We start from the raw sequence: 18,084 nt of genomic DNA, 5'->3' as shown, positions 1-18,084 counted from the left end.
CCTCTGATGGAACCAATCTATATTGCCGGCATCGCCATGACCGAGTTCGGGCGCCATCCGGACCGCAGCCTCCAGGATATGGCCCTGGAGGCACTCAATGGTGCGCTGGCGGATGCCCGCGCCCAACGCTCCGATATTGGTGCCGTCTTCTACGCCGGCATCACCAACGGCCACTTGCAGGGGCAGCTGTCGATCCCCGGGCAGGTGGTGTGCAGCAAGATCGGCATTGAAGGGGTGCCGATCTACAACGTCGAAAACGCTTGCGCCTCGGGCAGTACCGCCGTTCATCTGGCAGTGCAGAGCCTGCGCGCCGGCGCCACCGACGTGGCGCTGGCCCTGGGCGCCGAGAAGATGGTCGTACCCGACAAGATGAAAACCCTTGCCCTGTTCGAGGCTGGCTGGGACGTCTCCACTGCCGAGGAGAACTACGCGACGCTGGTGAGGATGGGGGAGGGCATCGTCCTTCCGGCGGGCTCCGAGTCCGATCGGCCGTACAGCAAGTTCATGGCCATCTACGCGGCCATGTGCCGTTGGCACATGAAGACCTACGGCACCACCCAGCGCCAGATCGCCGCGGTGTGCGCCAAGAACCACAATCACTCGGTGCACAACCCCTATTCGCAGTTTCGCAAGCCCTTCACCATCGAAGAGGTGCTGGCCGCGCCGCCGATCACCTATCCGATCACCCTGCCGATGTGCGCCCCGATGACCGACGGCGCTGCAGCCGCGATCATCTGCACCGAGGCGGGTCTGAAGCGCATAGGTGCCGACCCCAAACGTTGCGTGCGGATCGCCGCCAGCGTGATTCGCAGTTTCACCCTGCGCGACATGGCCGAACCTGAGAAGCATGTCAGTCACCTGGCCGCGCTTCAGGCCTACGAGATCGCCGGGCTGGGTCCGCAGGACATGCATGTCGCCGAGGTCCATGACGCCTGCGCGATGGGCGAGATCATTCAATCGGAAAATCTCGGCCTGGCGCCCCTGGGGCAAGGCGGGATCTGTGCCGAGCGCGGTGATTTCACCGTGGGCGGTCGGATACCGATCAATCCCTCTGGCGGCCTGGAATCCAAAGGTCACCCGCTCGGCGCAACGGGCATTGGCCAGTTGTTCGAGCTGACCACCCAACTGCGGGGCGAAGCAGGGGCTCGTCAGGTCCAGGGCGCACGCCATGCGATCCAGGAAAACGGAGGGGGACTGATCGGCATCGAAGAAGGCGCTGTGGCTGTCCATATTCTGAGTCGTTAGGAGAACCCGTCATGTCTACTCATCATCGCAACGAAAACCTCATGACACTCACCGATCCGGGGCAGTTTCGACGCTTTGGTGGGTGGATGGATAAGCCGGACGATCTGCAACCGGAACTACAGGACGATGTCAGCGCCGACGTGATAGTGGTCGGTGCCGGCTTCGCTGGCCTGTCCACCGCATTGGAACTGACGGCTCGCGGGGCCAACGTCATCGTCCTTGAGCAAGAGTTTGCCGGTTTTGGCGCCAGTGGGCGCAATGCGGGCTACCTTGCCGGCAGCATGGGGCTTGAGTTCGAATTGTTCGTCAGTCGAGTGGGGCGCGAGCGGGCGAAGCAGATCGTCCGTTTCTACGATACAGGCGTCCCCTATGTGGAAAAGCGGTTGATCGAGCTGGGCATCGACTGCGACTACAACCCTTCCGGGCTCATCCGCGCCGTCGTTCATCCCTCGCAGGAAAAGCGACTGCGCAAGAGCATGGAAGTCGGGCTCGATCTGGGTTCGGTCACGCGCTTCGTGGACCAGGCCGAGATGCGTGCACGCGGGATTCCGCCAGCCTTCCTGTTCGGTTGCACCCAGCACGGCGGCACGCTGGATCCGGGCAAATACGTACTGGGGCTGCGCCGTGCAGCGATTCAGGCGGGCGTGAAGCTGTACGAGCAAACTCCGCTGCTGTCCTATAGCGAGGGGCGAACCATCACCTGCAAGACCTCGCACGGTAGCGCGAGTGCGCCAATCATGGTGCTGGCCACCAATGCCTTTACCCCACAGCTGGGCCTGCTGCGCAATAAGGTCGCGCCGTTCCGTGTTTCTGCGATCGAAACCCGGCCGCTGTCCGCGACGCAGTTGTCATCGCTCGGCTGGCGAGGGCGCGAAGGCATTGTGACGCCGCATATAACCATGGAGAGTCACCGCCTGACGGCACGTAATACGCTGGTGCTGACCACAAAGCAGCTCAGTTACGTCTATGGCTCGAAGACGCCCAACGTGCCGGACGCCAGCGCCTATCGCGCATTGGGGCAGGCGCTGCACGAGCGCTTCCCGACCCTGCGCGGCCTTGGCATCCAATCCTGCTGGAGCGGTTACGTCAGCATGGCGTACGACGCTCTGCCGGTGGTGGGCGCAACCGGGGCGCAGCAAAACATCCTCTACACGGCTGGGTGTGCGGGGCACGGTGTGGCTACCCAATCGCTCATGGGGCTGCTACTCGCCGAGCGAATCGGTGGTGTCGAGAATCCGCTATTGGAGGCGTTGCACCACAAGACGCCTTCAATGCTTCCCGAGCCCCTGCAGTGGTGCGCCATGAATGTTGGCCTTGTGGCGGCCAAAGCACTTGATGAGTGGACGAACTGGAGGGCCCTACAGCGGCGCAGTTGATCATCGTTGTTCTGATGTTTCCCATGTGACTGATCATGTTCGCTTCGCCAATGTTGCGCAGCGAAATACCTGTTGGTCAGTGATCTCGATTAACCGCTGCGTGAGGCATTAGCCATGGCCAAGAGGCCTACCTCCGATACCGGACTCGATTCAAAACGTAGACAATTTCTGAAACTCGCCGGTGCCTCCGTGGCCGTAGGAGGATTCGGCCTGAACGTGGGGCTGGCACATGCCGGTGCAGCCACTGGCGAGGCGGGCGATGTTCTGGATGTCGCCATCATAGGCGCTGGCCTGGCTGGATTGACTGCCGCCCGGGACCTGCAGCTGGCCGGCAGCCAGTCCTTCGTGGTCCTCGAGGCACGGGACCGCGTGGGAGGTCGAACCCTCAATTTCGACATGGGCAACGGCCATGTTTCCGAGGTCGGTGGCCAGTGGATCGGGCCGGGCCAGACTGCTGTCGAGGATCTCGCGCGGCAGCTGGAGGTGGGAACCTTCCCGAGCTTCTACGAAGGCAGCACAGTCATTCTCGGCGGCGACGGCCGCCTTGAGGTCGATCTCAAGGGAACCTTCGGTACTGATATGACCGTCGCTGGAAAGCTCAGCGAGCTTTCGCGCGATGTGCCCTCGGGGGCGCCCTGGAATTCGCCGAAGGCAGCGGAGCTGGACAAGCTTTCGGTTGGCGATTGGCTGGCCCGGCAAAACATCAAACCCGAGGATCAGCCAGGTTGGGATGCCAGCATGACGCTGAGCGGTGGTGTAACTCCGGCCAAAATGGGGCTCTTGCATTTCCTGTCCATGATCAACTCAGCCAGCTGTGATTACGAAAAGCTCGACTCGATCAAGGACAGCGCCCAGGGTACTCGGTTTGTCGGCGGTTCGCAGATTCTCAGCACCAGAATGGCTGGGCAACTGGGGGACAAGGTGCGCTTGCAGTGCCCGGTCCGCAGGATTGCCGACTGGGATCGCGAGGTCGTCACGCTACACACGGACCAGGGGCTGGTGCGTGCGCGCAAGGTTATCGTGGCCATCCATCCTGCCCTCTGCAACCAGGTGCAGTTCGATCCGCCCCTGCCGCAAGCGCGTGCTGCTCTGCAGCGTGCCTGGCCAGCGCACTCCCCGGCGCGCAAGACGGCCATGGTGTACCCCCGGCCGTTCTGGCGCGACAAGGGCCTGAATGGGCACATCATCATGCTCAACGGTCCCATTATCTGGGCCTGGGATAACTCGCCACCCAATGGGGACGTGGGCGTCATCAACGCCTTCATATCCAACGCCAATCTGCCCTCGGACCCTGCAACGGCGAAGCACATCCTGACGGAACTCTACGCGCGCGCCTGGGGAGACAAAGCGCTGCAGCCCGTGGCCTACCACGATCAGGATTGGGGGCGTGACGATCCTTGGTCGATCACCTGCGTTTCGGCCATACCTCCGGGATTCTGGACCACCCATGGCAAGGCGCTACGGCCGGCCTGCGGCAATCTGATCTGGTCCGGTACCGAGACCGCCGATATCTGGGCCGGCTACATGGATGGCGCCGTGCGCTCGGGCCACCAGAGTGCCCTGCAGGCCCTCAACGCCCTGCGTCGGGCATAGGAGGTGAATATGAAGAAGTGGATTTTGCTGGGATTTGTTACGGTCGTTGCCGGCCTGGTGGCTGTTTACGGCCGGGACCTGCTCGATCTCTATCGCCTGCTGACTCACATCAGCACGTCCAGCGAGGCGCGGCAGGCTGATGGTGGGCCGTGGCCACGCCTGACCGATGCGTGTGTCGGTTGTCATGGGGCCCGGGGCAACTCGCTGCATCAGGGCTACCCGAGTCTCGCGGGCCAGCCGGCGCCCTACCTGGCGGCTCAGCTGCGCCATTTCGCCAGCGGCGAGCGAGCCAACCCGAACATGGGCCCGCTGGCGTTGAGCCTGAGCGAGGCTGACATTCAACTCCTGTCGGAGTACTTCGCCAAGCGCCCTGCTGCTGAAAACGGGTCGTTCAAGCCTGATCCCGCGCTGCAGGAGAAGGGCAAGAAGCTGGTGGCGAGCGGGGGCTGCGCCGCTTGTCATGGTGAGGGTCTGTTGGGGCATGACCAGTTCCCGCGGTTGGCCGGGCAAGGACATGACTATCTGCTGGCGCAGCTGAATGCCTTTGCGCAGGGTCGCCGGAAGGACTCGTCGGGCGCTATGACGGCCATTGTCGCGACGTTGTCCGCGGATGATCGCAAAGCACTTGCCCATTATCTCGCGGCACTCGCTCCTGTGGCGAAGTGATGTATTGAGTTCAGTATTTGATCGAGGCTATTACTATGGAAATCAGGGATACCTTTGCGTTGCTTGCTTGCGTTCTGTTGGTGCTTTGCGGAGTGACTTACGGGATCAAGTTTCTTAAAAAACAGAATTATCTGCTCGGTTTAGAGTGGCTGATCGTTGCCTTCTCCGGGTCGAATCTTCTGATATACCTCCTCACTGAGTGGAAGTTTAACTACAGCATCTCATTCTTTCTCGATGCCTTTTCCCGCGGGTTCGGTATACCGATTGTTGCCACTCTTGGCCTGATGGCGGTCACCCATAATTACAAACCATCGGTTTCCAAGGATGTCGTGATATTCGCGGCTTCATTCGCTGCCACCTTCGTGCTCGTCCTGGCTGACTTCGTTCGCGAACCGCTCCCGTACTTCTATGTGATCATGTGGTCGGGCTACACGATTTATCTCGCGTATTTCACCTGGCAACTGGTTTGTGCCCGAGAGAACCTGCACGCCCTGGCCACGGCGGTGGGTGCTGCGGGCGCCCTGGTCGTGGCGCTCGTCTATGACTTCTTCCCGATCCCGGGTGACGACACCAAAATGGTGTTCATGACCTTTGCCTTGACGACTTGGTCTTACACTTTGATCCAACTGTATTACGCCTATGGCGCGCTGGGGCGCGCGATGGGAGGTTCATCTCGATTGCTTGTGCAGGCCCGCTAACCGATTTGCGAGTTGCATCGAGTAAGCCGCCATGTTCTGGCGGCTTACTTGTTTCGGAGCAATGCCCGAGTTGGCAGCAATGATCCGGGGGAGTTCTGTCTCTCGCACGGGGATGTGGGGTAGGTGAGCCTCCATGCCCACCTCCACGAATAACCGATTACCTGGTTACCGGATTCGAGGTTGGTGTCTGGTTGGCCAGGAAGTGGGCCGTGGCCCTGATCTCCTCCTCCGAGAGTGTGCTGGTGATGGCGTTCATGGTCTGGCTGGGGTCCTTGCGTTGCCCCTGCTTGAAGGCGGTGAGCTGGTTTATCAAATAGCGTTCGCCCTGGCCCGCAATGCGGGGAGCGAGCGGGCTACCCGACAGACCCTCGCCATGGCAGGCGGTGCATCCTCTAGTCGCGATTGTGACTTGTCCGCGTTGTTCCAGCGCTTCATCGCGGCTCGGGGCCTCTGTCCTTTCCGGCTGCTGACGCGCGAAATAGCCCGCCAGGGACTTGATTTGATCTGTAGTCAGATGTGCCGCGAGCGGGCTCATTTGCGGGCTGTGTCGACGCCCTTCGGCGAAGGCGTGCAACTGGGCTTCGATGTATGGCGCGGATAGACCGGCGAGGGAAGCGTACTGCGCGTCCCGGGGCTGGCCATTGGCGCCGTGGCAGAGTGCGCAGGAGTCCTGGACCTGTGGCCAGGCGCCGCCATTGGCCTCGTAGTTGGCATAATGCTGGTCGAGGGCGTCCATGAAGCGATAGCCAGCCACCATCTCCGGGCCATATATCGCGCTCGATACCGCCAAGGCCGCCACTGTTACGACCGCCCCCATCACAAATGCTCGCTTCATCACACGTTCCTCCGACGTTGAACCAACGCCTGGAGCGCCTCGAGTGCTGCCCGGTGGCCGGCACGGATAGCACCATCCATCGAACTGGCCCAGAGATCGGCTGTTTCAGTGCCGGACCAGATCAGGCGGCCAACCGACGGTTTCAGATACTGACCCCATTGGGTCAGAAAACCGGGGGGTATCGACGCGACGCAGGTGAGGGTCCAGGGATCGACCTTGCCCCAGTCGTGGTCGTGGAACTGGATGGGGTGCAGCGCTTCATCGCCCATTGCTTGCGCATAGATGGCTGACAGGGCGCTTTGAGCGGCGTTGGCATCGTGGGGCAATTGGCCGCTTCTGACGAAGGCGCTGAGGACACCGACGCTGCCATCCGGGGGCGAGTTGTCATAGGACAGGATCAGCGGTCCGTCGGCTTGCGTGATCTGGCCGTTCAGGCCCTTGTCCCGCCAGAACGGACGCTCGTAGACATGCACGGTCTTGCGCATGGGGGCATGGGACGGCCAGAGGTGCTGTAATTGCGCGCGTCCGCTGGGGAGGGGCGGATCGAAGCTGATCTGATTGCACAAGGCCGGATGCAGCGCAGCGATGACCTGCCGGGCGCGAATGACGCCCTGGTCGGTATGCAGTTCGACCACATCTCGGTCCCAACCGACGATCTTGCGTACCGGGCAGGACAATTTGACCTTGTCACCCAGAGCCTCTGCCATCTTGATACTGAGGACCTGCGAGCCACCGACGAAGCGAGTTTCCTGGGCGCCGCCCTTGAACCCCTCGAGTTTTTCCATGCGGCAATCGGCGGAATTGATGAGGGACAGGTAGTGCAACAGCGCCAGGACTGAGGGAGGGGTTCCAGTTGTCAGGCCTATGGAGGTATCGAAGCCGAGCTTGCTCCCATTGCTGACCCCCTGCTGCTTCAGCCACTCGCCGACCGACAGTTTGTCCAGGGCGGCCGCATCCGTCGCGGTCCATGGCTCCTTGCTGGGCACTCCCCGTGCCAGTTCATTCAGCTTCTCGACTATCGAGGCATTGGGGTTCTGGCCTTTGGTCAGGTCCTGCTCGAATTTGGCGTCACCCACCAGGTAGACGTTTTTGCCCTGGTACCAGGTCGGGAAGGTGTCGATCTCGAGTTCACGGGCCAGGTCGAAGATGGCCGTCTGGCCGGGGCCGATCCACTCGCCGCCGGCTTCCGACACAACGCCTTTGCCCAGGTCGTGGTTGTAGGTGCGCCCACCGACACGGTCCCGGGCCTCAAGTACGACGAAGGACTCGCAGCCAGCGCGGCGCAGGTCCCGCGCCGAAGTCAGGCCGGCCAGTCCTGCCCCGATGATGGCTACGTCAAGGATGTCGTCCTGGCCAGCATGTAGCACCTGAGCCGTGGCCCGCCCGCTCAGCGCGATCCCTCCGATCAAGGTGGCGCTTCCAATCGCCTGAAGCAGCAAGCGTCGCTGGCGCGCTGGCAGCGACAATTCATCGTTATCTGAATTCATCTTCGCCTCTGTCATATCTATTGTATGTTTTGCATAACGATTGTTATGTAAAAATACAGCACATTTGAAAGCGTGCAAAGCAGAATAGGAGGGCGTTTTGGTTTTGAGGGGGGAGGAGGACGCAGGCCCCGGCGCCTGTGAGATGGGCCGCGGCATGATAAGGGCAGGTGTCCTGCTGGATAGAGCGGTCAGAACAAGGCAGCCGGTGCCATGTAGTGGCCATTGCAAGAAAGCGCGGTGCGCAGCTCCGACCTAATAATCCTGGAGAAGCGCGCGGCTCGTGAAGGCCAACTCGGCTGCGCGCGTCAACTGCTTTACTTGGCGACAGCCTTTCGCTTGGAAGATGGCTTTTGCGGTTGGGGTGGAGTGATCAAGGTCATGAGGGCATCGAGAAGGGATTGACCTCGGCTCGAACCGAACCGTTCAGGTTCGATCGGCAACATCATCATCCATCCATCGCTGATCGCGCTGAGCTGATCGGCGAGCAGCTCGGCGGGGATATCGTCGCGGATTATGCCTTGGTTTTGCCCTCTCTCCAGTACCGATGTAAACACCTGGCGGAACCTTGCATATCGTTGCTTGATGACGCCGGCGAAAGCCGGTTCGTGCCTTGCGTAGCCAAGCAATTGGAGCCATGCGAGCCATGCGTCCGGCTCGTCGGTGTTCGTCCAGTCGAGCCATTGTTCGATGAGAGCCTTGATATCGATCCGCTCCTGGTTGTTCTCCAGCAAAGTGTCGATCTGGTCGAACAGGCTCTGTGCGACAGCGGTGATCATCTCCTCCTTGTTTGCGAAGTAGTAGGTCACCGCTCCCGTCGTGCACCCGGCGTGCTGCGCCACTTTGCGCATCGAAGCTCCGGCATAGCCCTCGCGTGCGATCACCGCGATCGCCGCCGCCAGCAACTCGGCCCGTTTCGCCTTGTGGTCGCCTACGGGCCGACCCCGGCGGGAGACCGGTTCGGATTCGCTATCAATCGCTTGAGAGCTTTTGTTCATGGGAGGCTGGGGTCGTGAATCAGGCATAGGAAATGGGTAATTTTCGCTGGCTCAATTGATCGGAGTAACAGTTGCAGTGAAAAAGCTGCAACTTGCTATTAGCGGCTCAGCATATGGAATTTATTTGAAGAAAGCACCCATGCAAGACTCGATACCGGGGCTCTCCCGAAGGGCGCATCAGCGGCCTTCGGGCAGCCGCGCGATGCATCAATCGTCCGCACGGAAGATCACTGGAGCGATATTGGTGAAATTCGCCACGTCGCCGAGAACCTCAGCCGTCCTGGGGGAGGTAAGCGCGGCATCGATTGCGGCCTGATTGTTGAAGCGCAGAATCACCAGGCCTGCCAAGGGCTGCGGACCGACGGCCGGAAACAGGATCTCGGCCGATTGCAGTCCAAACTCACCCCATGCGGAGCGCGCAAGCGGGATGTGGGTGGAAAGGTAGTACTCCCGGTCGAATTTCGCATCTTCGGTTAGGGGGTAGCTCACGATAAGGGTAGCCATGGGTAGTCCTTGCTCTTGTTGTGATGGGGTAGAGAGGGCATGACGCGCGCCTCGGCAACCTGAGGCGCGGTGTTTTTGTGAAATCAGCTTTCGCCGCAACCCACGACCGCAACGGCGCGAATTTCCACGCGAAGCCCGGGAAGGGCCAGCTGCGAGATGCCGATGGCGGTCCATGACGGATACCGGTCGGGGAAGTACTGGTGCTTGACCTGGATGAATGCGTGCGTGTCAGCTTGAAGCTCAGTATGAAATGTCATCAGCTCGACAACATCCGCCAGGGTCGCGCCCGCCGCCTCAAGGGCGATTTTCAAGCCTTGGAAGGCTAGGTGCGCCTGCTCTTCGATACCATTGCCCGGTGTCATTGTGGCGTCGATTCCGACCTGGCCGGAAACCCAGATCATGTCCCCGACACGCGTCGCTTGCGGAAAGTGATAGTTATCGTAGAACACTTGGGATTGGGGAGGGGTGATGGTTTGCCGTTTCAGGTTCTGGGTACTCATTGCTTGATCTCCGATCATACGAGCTGGCGGAAGGTGGGGTGACGGAAGGGTTCTCCCGGCTTCAAAGTCATCAATTCTTCGGTGAAGAGAACGCCTTCCTTCGGATAACCCGCGTCGCTGTGCTCCGGCAGGGGGGTGAAGGTTGCATCGTCACCAAAGAAGCGGAAAACAAAGGTGTGTCGATCCGGGAAGGCTTCGTCGACCGGCGCTCCGCCGTGTAGCGAGCCGGGATGGAGCACGACCACATCCCCGGGCTCCGTTGCCCACGACAGAATTTCGTACGCATCGGGCGCCTGCTCGCGCTCAGCCTCGATATCGGGAAGGCGAGGCAGAATGCCGCCTCCATGCAAGGGTTGGGTTGGGTCGTTCGGGTCGAGGAAGGTGGTGCCATCAAAACGCGTTCCGCGGTGTGAGCCCCGAATGATCTCCAATGCATTCTGCTTGGGAACGGATTCGAAGCTGATCCATGCATTGCCCCAATGCATGCCGGCCCAGGGCAAATAAGAGGTGTCCTGATGCCAGAGTGTGCGCGAACCGCGTCCGCCGGCCTTGAGGAACACTTCCTCGGCGAAATACCAGACGTTTTCGCAACCCCAGAGGTGTGCGAACAACTGGCCAAAGGGGAGGGAAGACACCAACTCATCCAAGCGCTCCTTGGCGAGCGGATTAGCGTTGTCGACGTGTGACTGTTGCAAGGTCCCGTCGAACATTCGAAACGCGTTGGGGCCGTGGTTCTCGACTGCCCAGTCATAGGCAGTCCGACACTGAGCTAGTTGCTCCTCGTTCAGAAGCCCTTTGATCAGGACTGCCCCATCTTCCAGGAATGCCTTGCGCAGAGAGTCTTGCATAGCGGCTTTCTCCCACGAAACTTTACTAAGGTGAGATTGATCCTAGCAGCCAGGTTTATTTAACGCAACGGTCGTTATTGTAATTATGGCTGGCACCGAAATGTGCCCATTTCCTGGATGTGCTGGCGTCGGCTATGGACAGCTTTTCCCCCCGAACAGGTTGCCGGTTCGCTGCCGTATCAATTAGGCCGCTTGAACAATCGGCGAGGATATATGCGTGGCGCAATGGGAGGACGCTGGAAGAAGTAGTAGACGCAAGCCTCTATCAGATTCGGGTCCTTGCGGCTGCTGGTTGACCGGCACGCCATAGCCCTTCTCGTAGAGATAACCAGGGCGAACTGGATTGGGGCGCAATGGGTGGACTTGCCTGTTGCCCCCCTCGATATTGGTAAATGCCGGTGATAGGTCGCGACGGCGCCTGGCAGGGTTCCCCATCGACGCACTTGGCCCGTATCAAGGCGCTCCACGTACAGTTATGGAAAGCCAAGAGCCAAGGTATGGGCTGGCAGGTTTTTCCAAACCCAAGAAACGACAAAGCCCTGAATAATCAGGGCTTTGTCGTATAAAGATGGCGGAGGCGATGGGATTCGAACTCATGGACCTGTTACAGTCGACGGTTTTCAAGACCGTTGCCTTAAACCACTCGGCCACACCTCCGTTTGCGTTGCGGGCGCCATAATACCTGAATGAAACACACTGTCAAACTCTCTGCGTAGCTTGTTACAGAGCGTCTGTTATGATCTTTGCGACTGAACGTTTCAAACCAACAGGAGTGTCGCCATGCGCGAACAGGATTACGCAGTTAATAACAGCGTGCAGGCTGAGCAGCTAGAGGTTAGCCGCGTCCTGCGCAACACATACGGCTTGCTCGCCCTGACCCTGGCATTCAGCGGTGTGACGGCCTACGTTGCCCAGCAGATGCGTGTTGGCTACCCGAACATTTTCGTGGTGCTGATCGGCTTCTACGGTCTTTTCTTCCTCACCAACAAACTCCGTGATTCGGCCTGGGGCCTGGTGTCGGCATTTGCCCTGACCGGTTTCATGGGTTTCCTGCTGGGCCCGATCCTCAACCGTTACCTGGGTATGCAGGGCGGCGCTGAAGTGGTCAGCTCGGCTTTCGCGATGACTGCGCTGGTGTTTGGCGGTCTGTCGGCGTATGTGCTGATCACCCGCAAGGACATGAGCTTCCTCGGCGGCTTCATCACGGCAGGCTTCTTCGTGCTGCTGGGTGCGACGCTGGCGGGCATGTTCTTCCAGATCAGCGGCCTGCAACTGGCGATCAGCGCAGGTTTCGTGCTGTTCTCCTCGGTCTGCATTCTGTTCCAGACCAGCGCCATCATTCATGGCGGCGAGCGTAACTACATCATGGCCACCATCAGCCTGTATGTATCGATCTACAACCTGTTCATCAGCCTGTTGCAGCTGTTCGGCATCATGGGCCGCGATGATTGATCGTCGGCATTAAATGAAAAACCCGCTTCGGCGGGTTTTTTATGATCTGGAATTCAGGGTCACTCCACAATGACGATGCTGCCGTCGGCTTGCTGGCGGTAGATGGTGTAGGGCAGCAACAAGGTGTCGAGCGCGCCGGAGATGACCACGTCGATCAGCACAATGGCGGGGGCACTATCATGCACCTGCGCATCGCGGCCTTTTTCCAGGGGGGCATTCAGCGTGCAGAAGTCGTAGGTCACGCCGCTGTAGATTCGCGGTACCGCGCCGCAATAACTCTTGTGGTCCCTGAGGCTTTTTGCAGCCACTTCGTCACCGCGTACAACCGTTTGAATCGTGCCGCAACCCGCCAGCAGCATCGCCACGAGTAGCATCGCCTGAATTTTCATACCGTCAATCCTTCGCCGGAAACCGCCAATCTACTTAAGTCTGAAGCAGATATCACTCACGCCATGGGTGGCAACCGGCGCTTGACCGGGGTTTTCTTGACGATCGCCGTATTGGTTTCAGCGTGGGTGTTGAGGCGGTCGAGCAGGGTGTCCAGTTGTTCCATCGAGCGCACATGCAGGCGCGCGATGAAGCAGTCGTCGCCGGTGACCTTGTCGCACTCGGTGAATTCGGGAATGGCCATGATTTGCCGTTCCACTTCCTGCAATTGACCAGGCAACGGGCGAATTCGCACGATGGCCTGGAGCTGATAGCCAAAACATTTCGGGTCGATTTCAACGGTGTAGCCCTTGAGCACGCCACGCTCTTCCAGGCGGCGCAGACGCTCGGCGACGCTGGGGGAGGACAGGCCGCTGATTTGCGCCAGGGCCTTGAGCGAGCGTCGCGAGTCTTCCATCAGCGCCGTGATCAGCACCTGGTCGATGTCATCGGTCATGGCGAAATCCTCTGTTAGGCATTTTTTCGAAATGGCCTTTATAAAAAAGGCAGATCTCGAGTTTAGCCTGCTTTTTGCTCTGGAGTAGCCCCAGGGTGCATTGGCATACTTTGGCCACAAACACAGGAGTCTGATGATGGACAAATCCCTACGCCGCGGTTCGTTCGAAATGACGGCCGCCATGCTGATCTCCGGCACCATCGGCTGGTTCGTGCTGGTGTCCGGGCAACCGGTGCTGGATGTGGTGTTCTGGCGCTGCCTGTTCGGTGCCGGCACCTTGCTGCTGATTTGTGCAGGCTTCGGCTTTCTGCGCCCCGACATTCTGACCCGTACGACCTTCCTGCTGGCGGTGCTCAGCGGTGTGGCGATTGTCGGCAACTGGGTGCTGTTGTTCGCGTCCTATTCCCGGGCGTCGATTGCCATCGGCACTGCCGTCTATAACGTCCAGCCGTTCATGTTGGTCGGGCTGGCGGCGTTGTTCCTCAACGAAAAGATCACCGCGCAGAAGCTGGCCTGGCTGGGCGTGTCGTTTCTCGGGATGCTGGCGATTGTCAGCGCCCATGGCGGCGGGGGCGAGAGCGGCAGCGATTACTTGTTGGGCATTGCCCTGGCCTTGGGTGCGGCGTTTCTCTATGCGATTGCCGCGTTGATCATCAAGCGTCTGACCGGCACCCCGCCGCATTTGATCGCGCTGATCCAGGTCAGCACTGGCGTGTTGTTGCTCGCGCCATTCGCGCATTTTTCGGCACTGCCCCAGGCACCGAGCGCGTGGGCCAGCCTGGTGACGCTGGGCATGCTGCACACCGGTGTGATGTACGTGTTGCTGTACGGTGCGATTCAAAAGCTGCCGACTGCGCTGACGGGGGCGCTGTCCTTCATTTACCCGATCGCGGCGATTTTCGTCGACTGGTTTGCTTTCGGCCATCGCCTGGAACCGCTGCAATGGATCGGCGTCGCGGCGATTCTGCTGGCCGCTGCCGGCATGCAACAAGGCTGGTCGTTGAAGTTTCGGCGCACGGTGACGCCGTAACCCGCTGGCCAGGCGTCAGATGTTCCAGCGCGGCGCATTACCGGCCAGTCGCTGGCGCATCTGGCCGATGTTGGCGGCCAGTTGTTGAGTCAGCAGGCGATAACCGTCCAGCGTGTTGTAGACCGGCGCATCGAGGCTGACCAGCGGTACATCCACAGGGCGACTGAGCCGCTGGACCGCACCGGATTTCAACGCCCGGGCCATGCCGATCAATTGCACGCGAATCTGTCGATGCTCGGCTTTCAATGCCGTTTGCATCAGCGACATCGCCTCGAGATCATTGGCATCCGGGCGGGTGTTGCCGAGGATTTCCAGGGTACTGACGCACATGCGCAGATTGCGCTGGATGGCATCCAGCTCGGTCATGGAAATCTTCACCTCCTTGGACACCGATGGCATCAACGAGCGAAGTTGCACCATCACCGCGTTCAGGCGGGTCATGAGCTTGAGGTGTTCGTCGGCAGTGATGGCCTGGCCGTCAATGATGCGCCCGTAGATTTTCGCGCAATCACGCAGCGCATCGGCCAGGTTGTAGCGCCAGGAATACACCGCGTACAGCGGCAGGGCGAAGGAAAACGCCAGGGCCAGGGCAATGCCGATCAGGATATCCACCCCGCGCCACAGGCCATCGGTGACCGGGTTGTCGCCGTGCCCTGCGACGATGAACACGGTGATCGCCGACAGCAGCGCGGTGTAACCACCCTTGCCGATGGCGTGATACGAGAAAAAACCGCAGACCACCGACATCGCGAAATAGGTCAGCCACGGCATCCCGAGCCAGGCCTGTTGTGCCACCAACGCCAGGCCGACACCGGCGCCAATCAAGGTGCCAATGGCACGCTCGGCGGCTTTTTTGCCGATGTTGCCGTGATGCTGCAAGCCGCCGATCACCACCAGCATCGTCACCGACGCCCACTCACCGTGGGGCAGATGGATGCCGGTGGTCAGCAGGATGGTCGCCAGCAACCCGAGCGACACCCGCACCGCATGGATCACCCGGGCATGGCGGTAGCGCCGGTACGGGTCCAGCAACGGACGCAGCAGTCGGCGCAGCAGCGGTGGCAGTCGATGGGTTCTGGATGTATTCAGGCCGGCTCTCCTCAGAAGATGTAGTCGGTGGTCAGGAAGCTCGAACTGCGGCCGCTGATGATCTCGCTGATCAGGTCCTTGTTGGTCTCCTGGAATTTGGTGGCGACCAGGGTACGGATCGAAAACACCCGCAGTGCGTCATGGACTGACAAGGTGCCTTCGGCGGAGTTCTTGCGACCATTGAAGGGGTAGGTGTCCGGGCCGCGCTGGCATTGGGCGTTGAGGTTGATGCGCCCGACCTGATTGGCGAAGGTGTCCACCAGCCGGCCGACCGCCACCGGGTTGGTGCCGAAGATGCTCAACTGTTGGCCGAAGTCCGACTCCAGCACGTAGTCGATCACGGTATCCAGATGACGGTACGGCACGATGGGGATGACCGGGCCGAACTGCTCTTCCTGATAAACGCGCATCTGCGGCGTGACCGGGTACAACACCGCCGGGTAGAAGAACGACGCACGAACCTCGCCGCCATTGGGGTTGACCACCCTGGCGCCTTTGCTCTCGGCGTCCGCCACCAGTGCACGCAGATAGCCGACCTTGCTCGACTCCGGTAGTGGCGTCAGGGCTACGCCATTTTCCCAGGGCATGCCGGGTTTGAGGTTGGCGAGCCTGGCATTGAATTTGTCGATGAAGGACTCGACCACGTCTTCGTGGACAAACAGGATCTTCAGCGCGGTGCAGCGCTGACCATTGAATGAGAGCGAGCCGGTCACCGCCTCACTGACCGCATTGTCCAGATCCACTTCCGGCAGGACGATGCCTGGGTTTTTCGCATCCAGGCCCAGCGCTGCGCGCAAGCGGTGAGGTCTGGGATGGAGTTTTTTCAGGTCGCTGGCGGCTTTGTTGGTGCCAATGAAGGCAAAGATGTCGATCTTGCCGCTGGCCATCAGCGCACTGACCGTCTCGCGGCCGCTGCCGTAGATGACGTTGATCACCCCGGCCGGAAAGCTGTCGCGGAAGGCTTCCAGCAGCGGACGAATCAGCAGCACGCCGAGCTTGGCCGGCTTGAACACCACGGTATTGCCCATGATCAGCGCCGGGATCAGCGTGGTGAAGGTTTCGTTCAACGGGTAGTTGTAAGGCCCCATGCACAGGGCCACGCCCATCGGCACGCGACGGATCTGGCCGAGGGTGTCCTGTTCCAGTTCGAAACGGCTGGAGCGGCGGTCGAGTTCTTTCAGCGCGTTGATGGTGTCGACGATGTAGTCGCAGGTGCGGTCGAACTCCTTTTCCGAATCCTTGAGGTTCTTGCCGATTTCCCACATCAGCAACTTGACCACGGCCTCGCGCTGCTCGCGCATGCGCCCCAGGAAGGTTTCGACGTGCTGGATGCGTTCGGCCACGCGCATGGTCGGCCACAATCCCTGGCCCCGGTCATAAGCACGGACGGCAGCGTCGAGGGCGGTCAGCGCGGTCTCGGCATCGAGCAGCGGCGTGCTGCCGAGGATCACTTGTTCGTCGCCATTGGCGCCGGTCAGGTACACCGGGCTGCGGACCTGGGCCAGTGGCCCGTTCCAGATTCTCAGTGCGCCATCAACCAGGTACTCACGCTGCTCGGACTGGCCGTCAAGGCGGTACTTTTCCGGGATGTCGGCGGGGCTCGGGAACAGGTTCTGGAGAATATTGGCTGTGGTCATGTCGCTACCCCTCTGGATTGGATAATGCACTGATGAATCGTTTTAGCAGACCTCAGCAACCCTTGTCATGACTCATTTCAGCGTTTGCCGCACAGCGTGAAGGATCGCGGATTCATCGACCCCTGCAGTCATGGTCTCGGAAGTGCTGCTTGTTGGCCCCCGATGCCCTCAACCCGATCAACTGAAAAGCCTAGCCTTTGTTTGGCCTTGGTGGGGTGCGTCTTTGCGGCGTTGCTGGCCTCTGACGGCACACAAATCCTCGTACTGCGGTTAAACTCCATGCTCTTTTTCAAGGAGTTCATATGAGCTATTACCAGCCGGGCATTCTCGCCGCCCCCGTTCCGCCTCAAGCCCGCCATATGTTCTTCGTCCTCGAATCCATCGAGGCATTGCCGGTCGCGCTCGACAACTTGATGCAACTGGTGGACGGGAAATCGGCTGTCGTCGGCTTCGGTGAATCGCTGGTCAATGCGCTGCACGCTCAGATCGATGGCCTGCGAACCTTTCCGGCGTTGACCGGTGTGGGCGTCGACAATCCGTCGACCCAGCACGCGCTCTGGTGCTGGCTGCACGGTGAAGACCGTGGTGAGCTGCTCAATCGCAGTAACGCCATCGAAGCGGCAGTGGCCCCGGCGTTGCGTCTGGTGCAGATGAACGAAACCTTCCGCCACATGACCGGTCATGACCTGACCGGCTACGAAGATGGCACCGAGAATCCCCAAGACGAAGCCGCTGTCGCCGCCGCCCTGGTGGGTGAAGGTGCCGAGGGGCTGGTCGGTGGCAGCTTTGCCGCGATCCAGCAGTGGCAGCATGACTTGAAAGGTTTCCATGGGCTGTCGGCGGATGAAAAGGACAACATCATAGGTCGGCGTTTGAGCGATAACGAAGAGATCGACGACGCGCCGGTTTGCGCCCACGTCAAACGCACCGCCCAGGAAAGCTTTGCGCCTGAAGCCTTCGTGGTGCGCCGTTCGATGCCGTGGATCGAAGGCGACCGTGCCGGGCTGATGTTCCTGGCCTTCGGTTTTTCCCTCGACGCCTTCGAAGCCCAACTGCGCCGCATGAGTGGCCTGGAAGACGGCATCACCGACGGTTTGTACCGCATCAGCCGTCCGGTCACCGGTGGCTACTACTGGTGCCCGCCGCTCAAGGACGGTCGACTGGACTTGCGCGCTTTGCGCATTGGCTGATCCCTCAGACCACAGCCCCTGTGGGAGCAAGCTCGCTCCCACAGGGGCTGTGGTGA

18 protein-coding genes and 1 tRNA gene are annotated in these 18,084 nt (G+C 60.4%); 8 read left to right on the top strand and 11 right to left on the bottom strand.

From position 1 onward, the window contains the following. The first annotated feature begins 6 nt into the window (after positions 1-6). The 5 genes from ACM6IK_RS02430 to ACM6IK_RS02410 all read left to right on the top strand — a co-directional run bounded on the left by ACM6IK_RS02430 (position 7) and on the right by ACM6IK_RS02410 (position 5,578). Positions 7-1,245, top strand: a complete 1,239-nt coding sequence (locus tag ACM6IK_RS02430) for a thiolase family protein (protein WP_414872981.1) — start codon at positions 7-9, stop codon at positions 1,243-1,245. An 11-nt stretch (positions 1,246-1,256) separates the two neighbouring features. After that, on the top strand, positions 1,257-2,621 hold the full coding sequence (locus ACM6IK_RS02425) for an NAD(P)/FAD-dependent oxidoreductase (protein ID WP_414872980.1): 1,365 nt from the start codon (positions 1,257-1,259) through the stop codon (positions 2,619-2,621). Positions 2,622-2,735: 114 nt separating this feature from the next. Further along, positions 2,736-4,214 (top strand): flavin monoamine oxidase family protein, encoded by a 1,479-nt coding sequence (locus ACM6IK_RS02420; RefSeq protein WP_414872979.1) that lies wholly within the window; start codon positions 2,736-2,738, stop codon positions 4,212-4,214. 9 nt (positions 4,215-4,223) lie between these two features. Next, positions 4,224-4,880, top strand: coding sequence for a c-type cytochrome (locus ACM6IK_RS02415; protein WP_414872978.1), 657 nt, complete (start codon positions 4,224-4,226; stop codon positions 4,878-4,880). 35 nt (positions 4,881-4,915) lie between these two features. Further along, a complete protein-coding gene (locus ACM6IK_RS02410; RefSeq protein WP_414872977.1) occupies positions 4,916-5,578 on the top strand; it encodes a hypothetical protein in 663 nt (220 codons plus the stop codon). A gap of 157 nt (positions 5,579-5,735) precedes the next feature. On the opposite strand, the gene ACM6IK_RS02405 is transcribed toward ACM6IK_RS02410, so the two are convergent. From ACM6IK_RS02405 to ACM6IK_RS02375, 7 genes are all read right to left on the bottom strand, one after another. Then, entirely contained in the window at positions 5,736-6,413 is a 678-nt protein-coding gene (locus tag ACM6IK_RS02405) for a c-type cytochrome (protein WP_414872976.1), read from the bottom strand. Continuing rightward, positions 6,413-7,900, bottom strand: coding sequence for a flavin monoamine oxidase family protein (locus tag ACM6IK_RS02400; protein ID WP_414872975.1), 1,488 nt, complete (start codon positions 7,898-7,900; stop codon positions 6,413-6,415). The genes ACM6IK_RS02405 and ACM6IK_RS02400 overlap by 1 nt, the downstream gene beginning before the upstream one ends. A 314-nt stretch (positions 7,901-8,214) precedes the next feature. Beyond that, a complete protein-coding gene (locus ACM6IK_RS02395; RefSeq protein ID WP_414872974.1) occupies positions 8,215-8,895 on the bottom strand; it encodes a TetR/AcrR family transcriptional regulator in 681 nt (226 codons plus the stop codon). 207 nt (positions 8,896-9,102) lie between these two features. Next, positions 9,103-9,399, bottom strand: coding sequence for an EthD family reductase (locus ACM6IK_RS02390; RefSeq protein ID WP_414872973.1), 297 nt, complete (start codon positions 9,397-9,399; stop codon positions 9,103-9,105). 83 nt (positions 9,400-9,482) lie between these two features. Next, entirely contained in the window at positions 9,483-9,899 is a 417-nt protein-coding gene (locus tag ACM6IK_RS02385; protein ID WP_108217836.1) for a RidA family protein, read from the bottom strand. A 14-nt stretch (positions 9,900-9,913) separates the two neighbouring features. Beyond that, positions 9,914-10,747, bottom strand: coding sequence for a phytanoyl-CoA dioxygenase family protein (locus tag ACM6IK_RS02380; protein ID WP_414872972.1), 834 nt, complete (start codon positions 10,745-10,747; stop codon positions 9,914-9,916). Between the two features lie 569 nt (positions 10,748-11,316). Further along, positions 11,317-11,404 (bottom strand) — tRNA-Ser (locus ACM6IK_RS02375). A 123-nt stretch (positions 11,405-11,527) separates the two neighbouring features. On the opposite strand from ACM6IK_RS02375, the gene ACM6IK_RS02370 reads away from it, so the two are divergent. Continuing rightward, on the top strand, positions 11,528-12,199 hold the full coding sequence (locus ACM6IK_RS02370; protein WP_085717671.1) for a Bax inhibitor-1/YccA family protein: 672 nt from the start codon (positions 11,528-11,530) through the stop codon (positions 12,197-12,199). A gap of 59 nt (positions 12,200-12,258) precedes the next feature. Here ACM6IK_RS02370 and ACM6IK_RS02365 read toward each other — a convergent pair whose 3' ends face one another. Continuing rightward, on the bottom strand, positions 12,259-12,588 hold the full coding sequence (locus tag ACM6IK_RS02365) for a YceK/YidQ family lipoprotein (RefSeq protein WP_223545109.1): 330 nt from the start codon (positions 12,586-12,588) through the stop codon (positions 12,259-12,261). A gap of 56 nt (positions 12,589-12,644) precedes the next feature. Next, a complete protein-coding gene (locus tag ACM6IK_RS02360) occupies positions 12,645-13,082 on the bottom strand; it encodes an Lrp/AsnC family transcriptional regulator (protein ID WP_007987480.1) in 438 nt (145 codons plus the stop codon). Positions 13,083-13,218: 136 nt separating this feature from the next. On the opposite strand from ACM6IK_RS02360, the gene ACM6IK_RS02355 reads away from it, so the two are divergent. Beyond that, on the top strand, positions 13,219-14,112 hold the full coding sequence (locus tag ACM6IK_RS02355; RefSeq protein ID WP_414872971.1) for a DMT family transporter: 894 nt from the start codon (positions 13,219-13,221) through the stop codon (positions 14,110-14,112). A gap of 15 nt (positions 14,113-14,127) precedes the next feature. Here ACM6IK_RS02355 and ACM6IK_RS02350 read toward each other — a convergent pair whose 3' ends face one another. Both ACM6IK_RS02350 and ACM6IK_RS02345 read right to left on the bottom strand, forming a co-directional pair. Further along, positions 14,128-15,165 (bottom strand): FUSC family protein, encoded by a 1,038-nt coding sequence (locus ACM6IK_RS02350; protein ID WP_414873011.1) that lies wholly within the window; start codon positions 15,163-15,165, stop codon positions 14,128-14,130. 47 nt (positions 15,166-15,212) lie between these two features. Further along, on the bottom strand, positions 15,213-16,838 hold the full coding sequence (locus ACM6IK_RS02345; protein WP_414872970.1) for an NADP-dependent glyceraldehyde-3-phosphate dehydrogenase: 1,626 nt from the start codon (positions 16,836-16,838) through the stop codon (positions 15,213-15,215). Between the two features lie 302 nt (positions 16,839-17,140). Between ACM6IK_RS02345 and ACM6IK_RS02340 the strand changes: the two genes are divergently transcribed. Continuing rightward, the gene (locus tag ACM6IK_RS02340) at positions 17,141-18,028 is read left to right on the top strand and encodes a Dyp-type peroxidase (RefSeq protein ID WP_223545106.1); all 888 of its coding nucleotides are present in this window, start codon (positions 17,141-17,143) and stop codon (positions 18,026-18,028) included. Positions 18,029-18,084 lie beyond the last annotated feature (56 nt).

The sequence above is a fragment of the Pseudomonas sp. IT-196MI5 genome (genome assembly GCF_949767415.1).
Classification (GTDB): domain Bacteria; phylum Pseudomonadota; class Gammaproteobacteria; order Pseudomonadales; family Pseudomonadaceae; genus Aquipseudomonas.
Note: the sequence above shows the minus strand (reverse complement) of the source record. Positions and strands in the feature narration are given on the sequence as shown.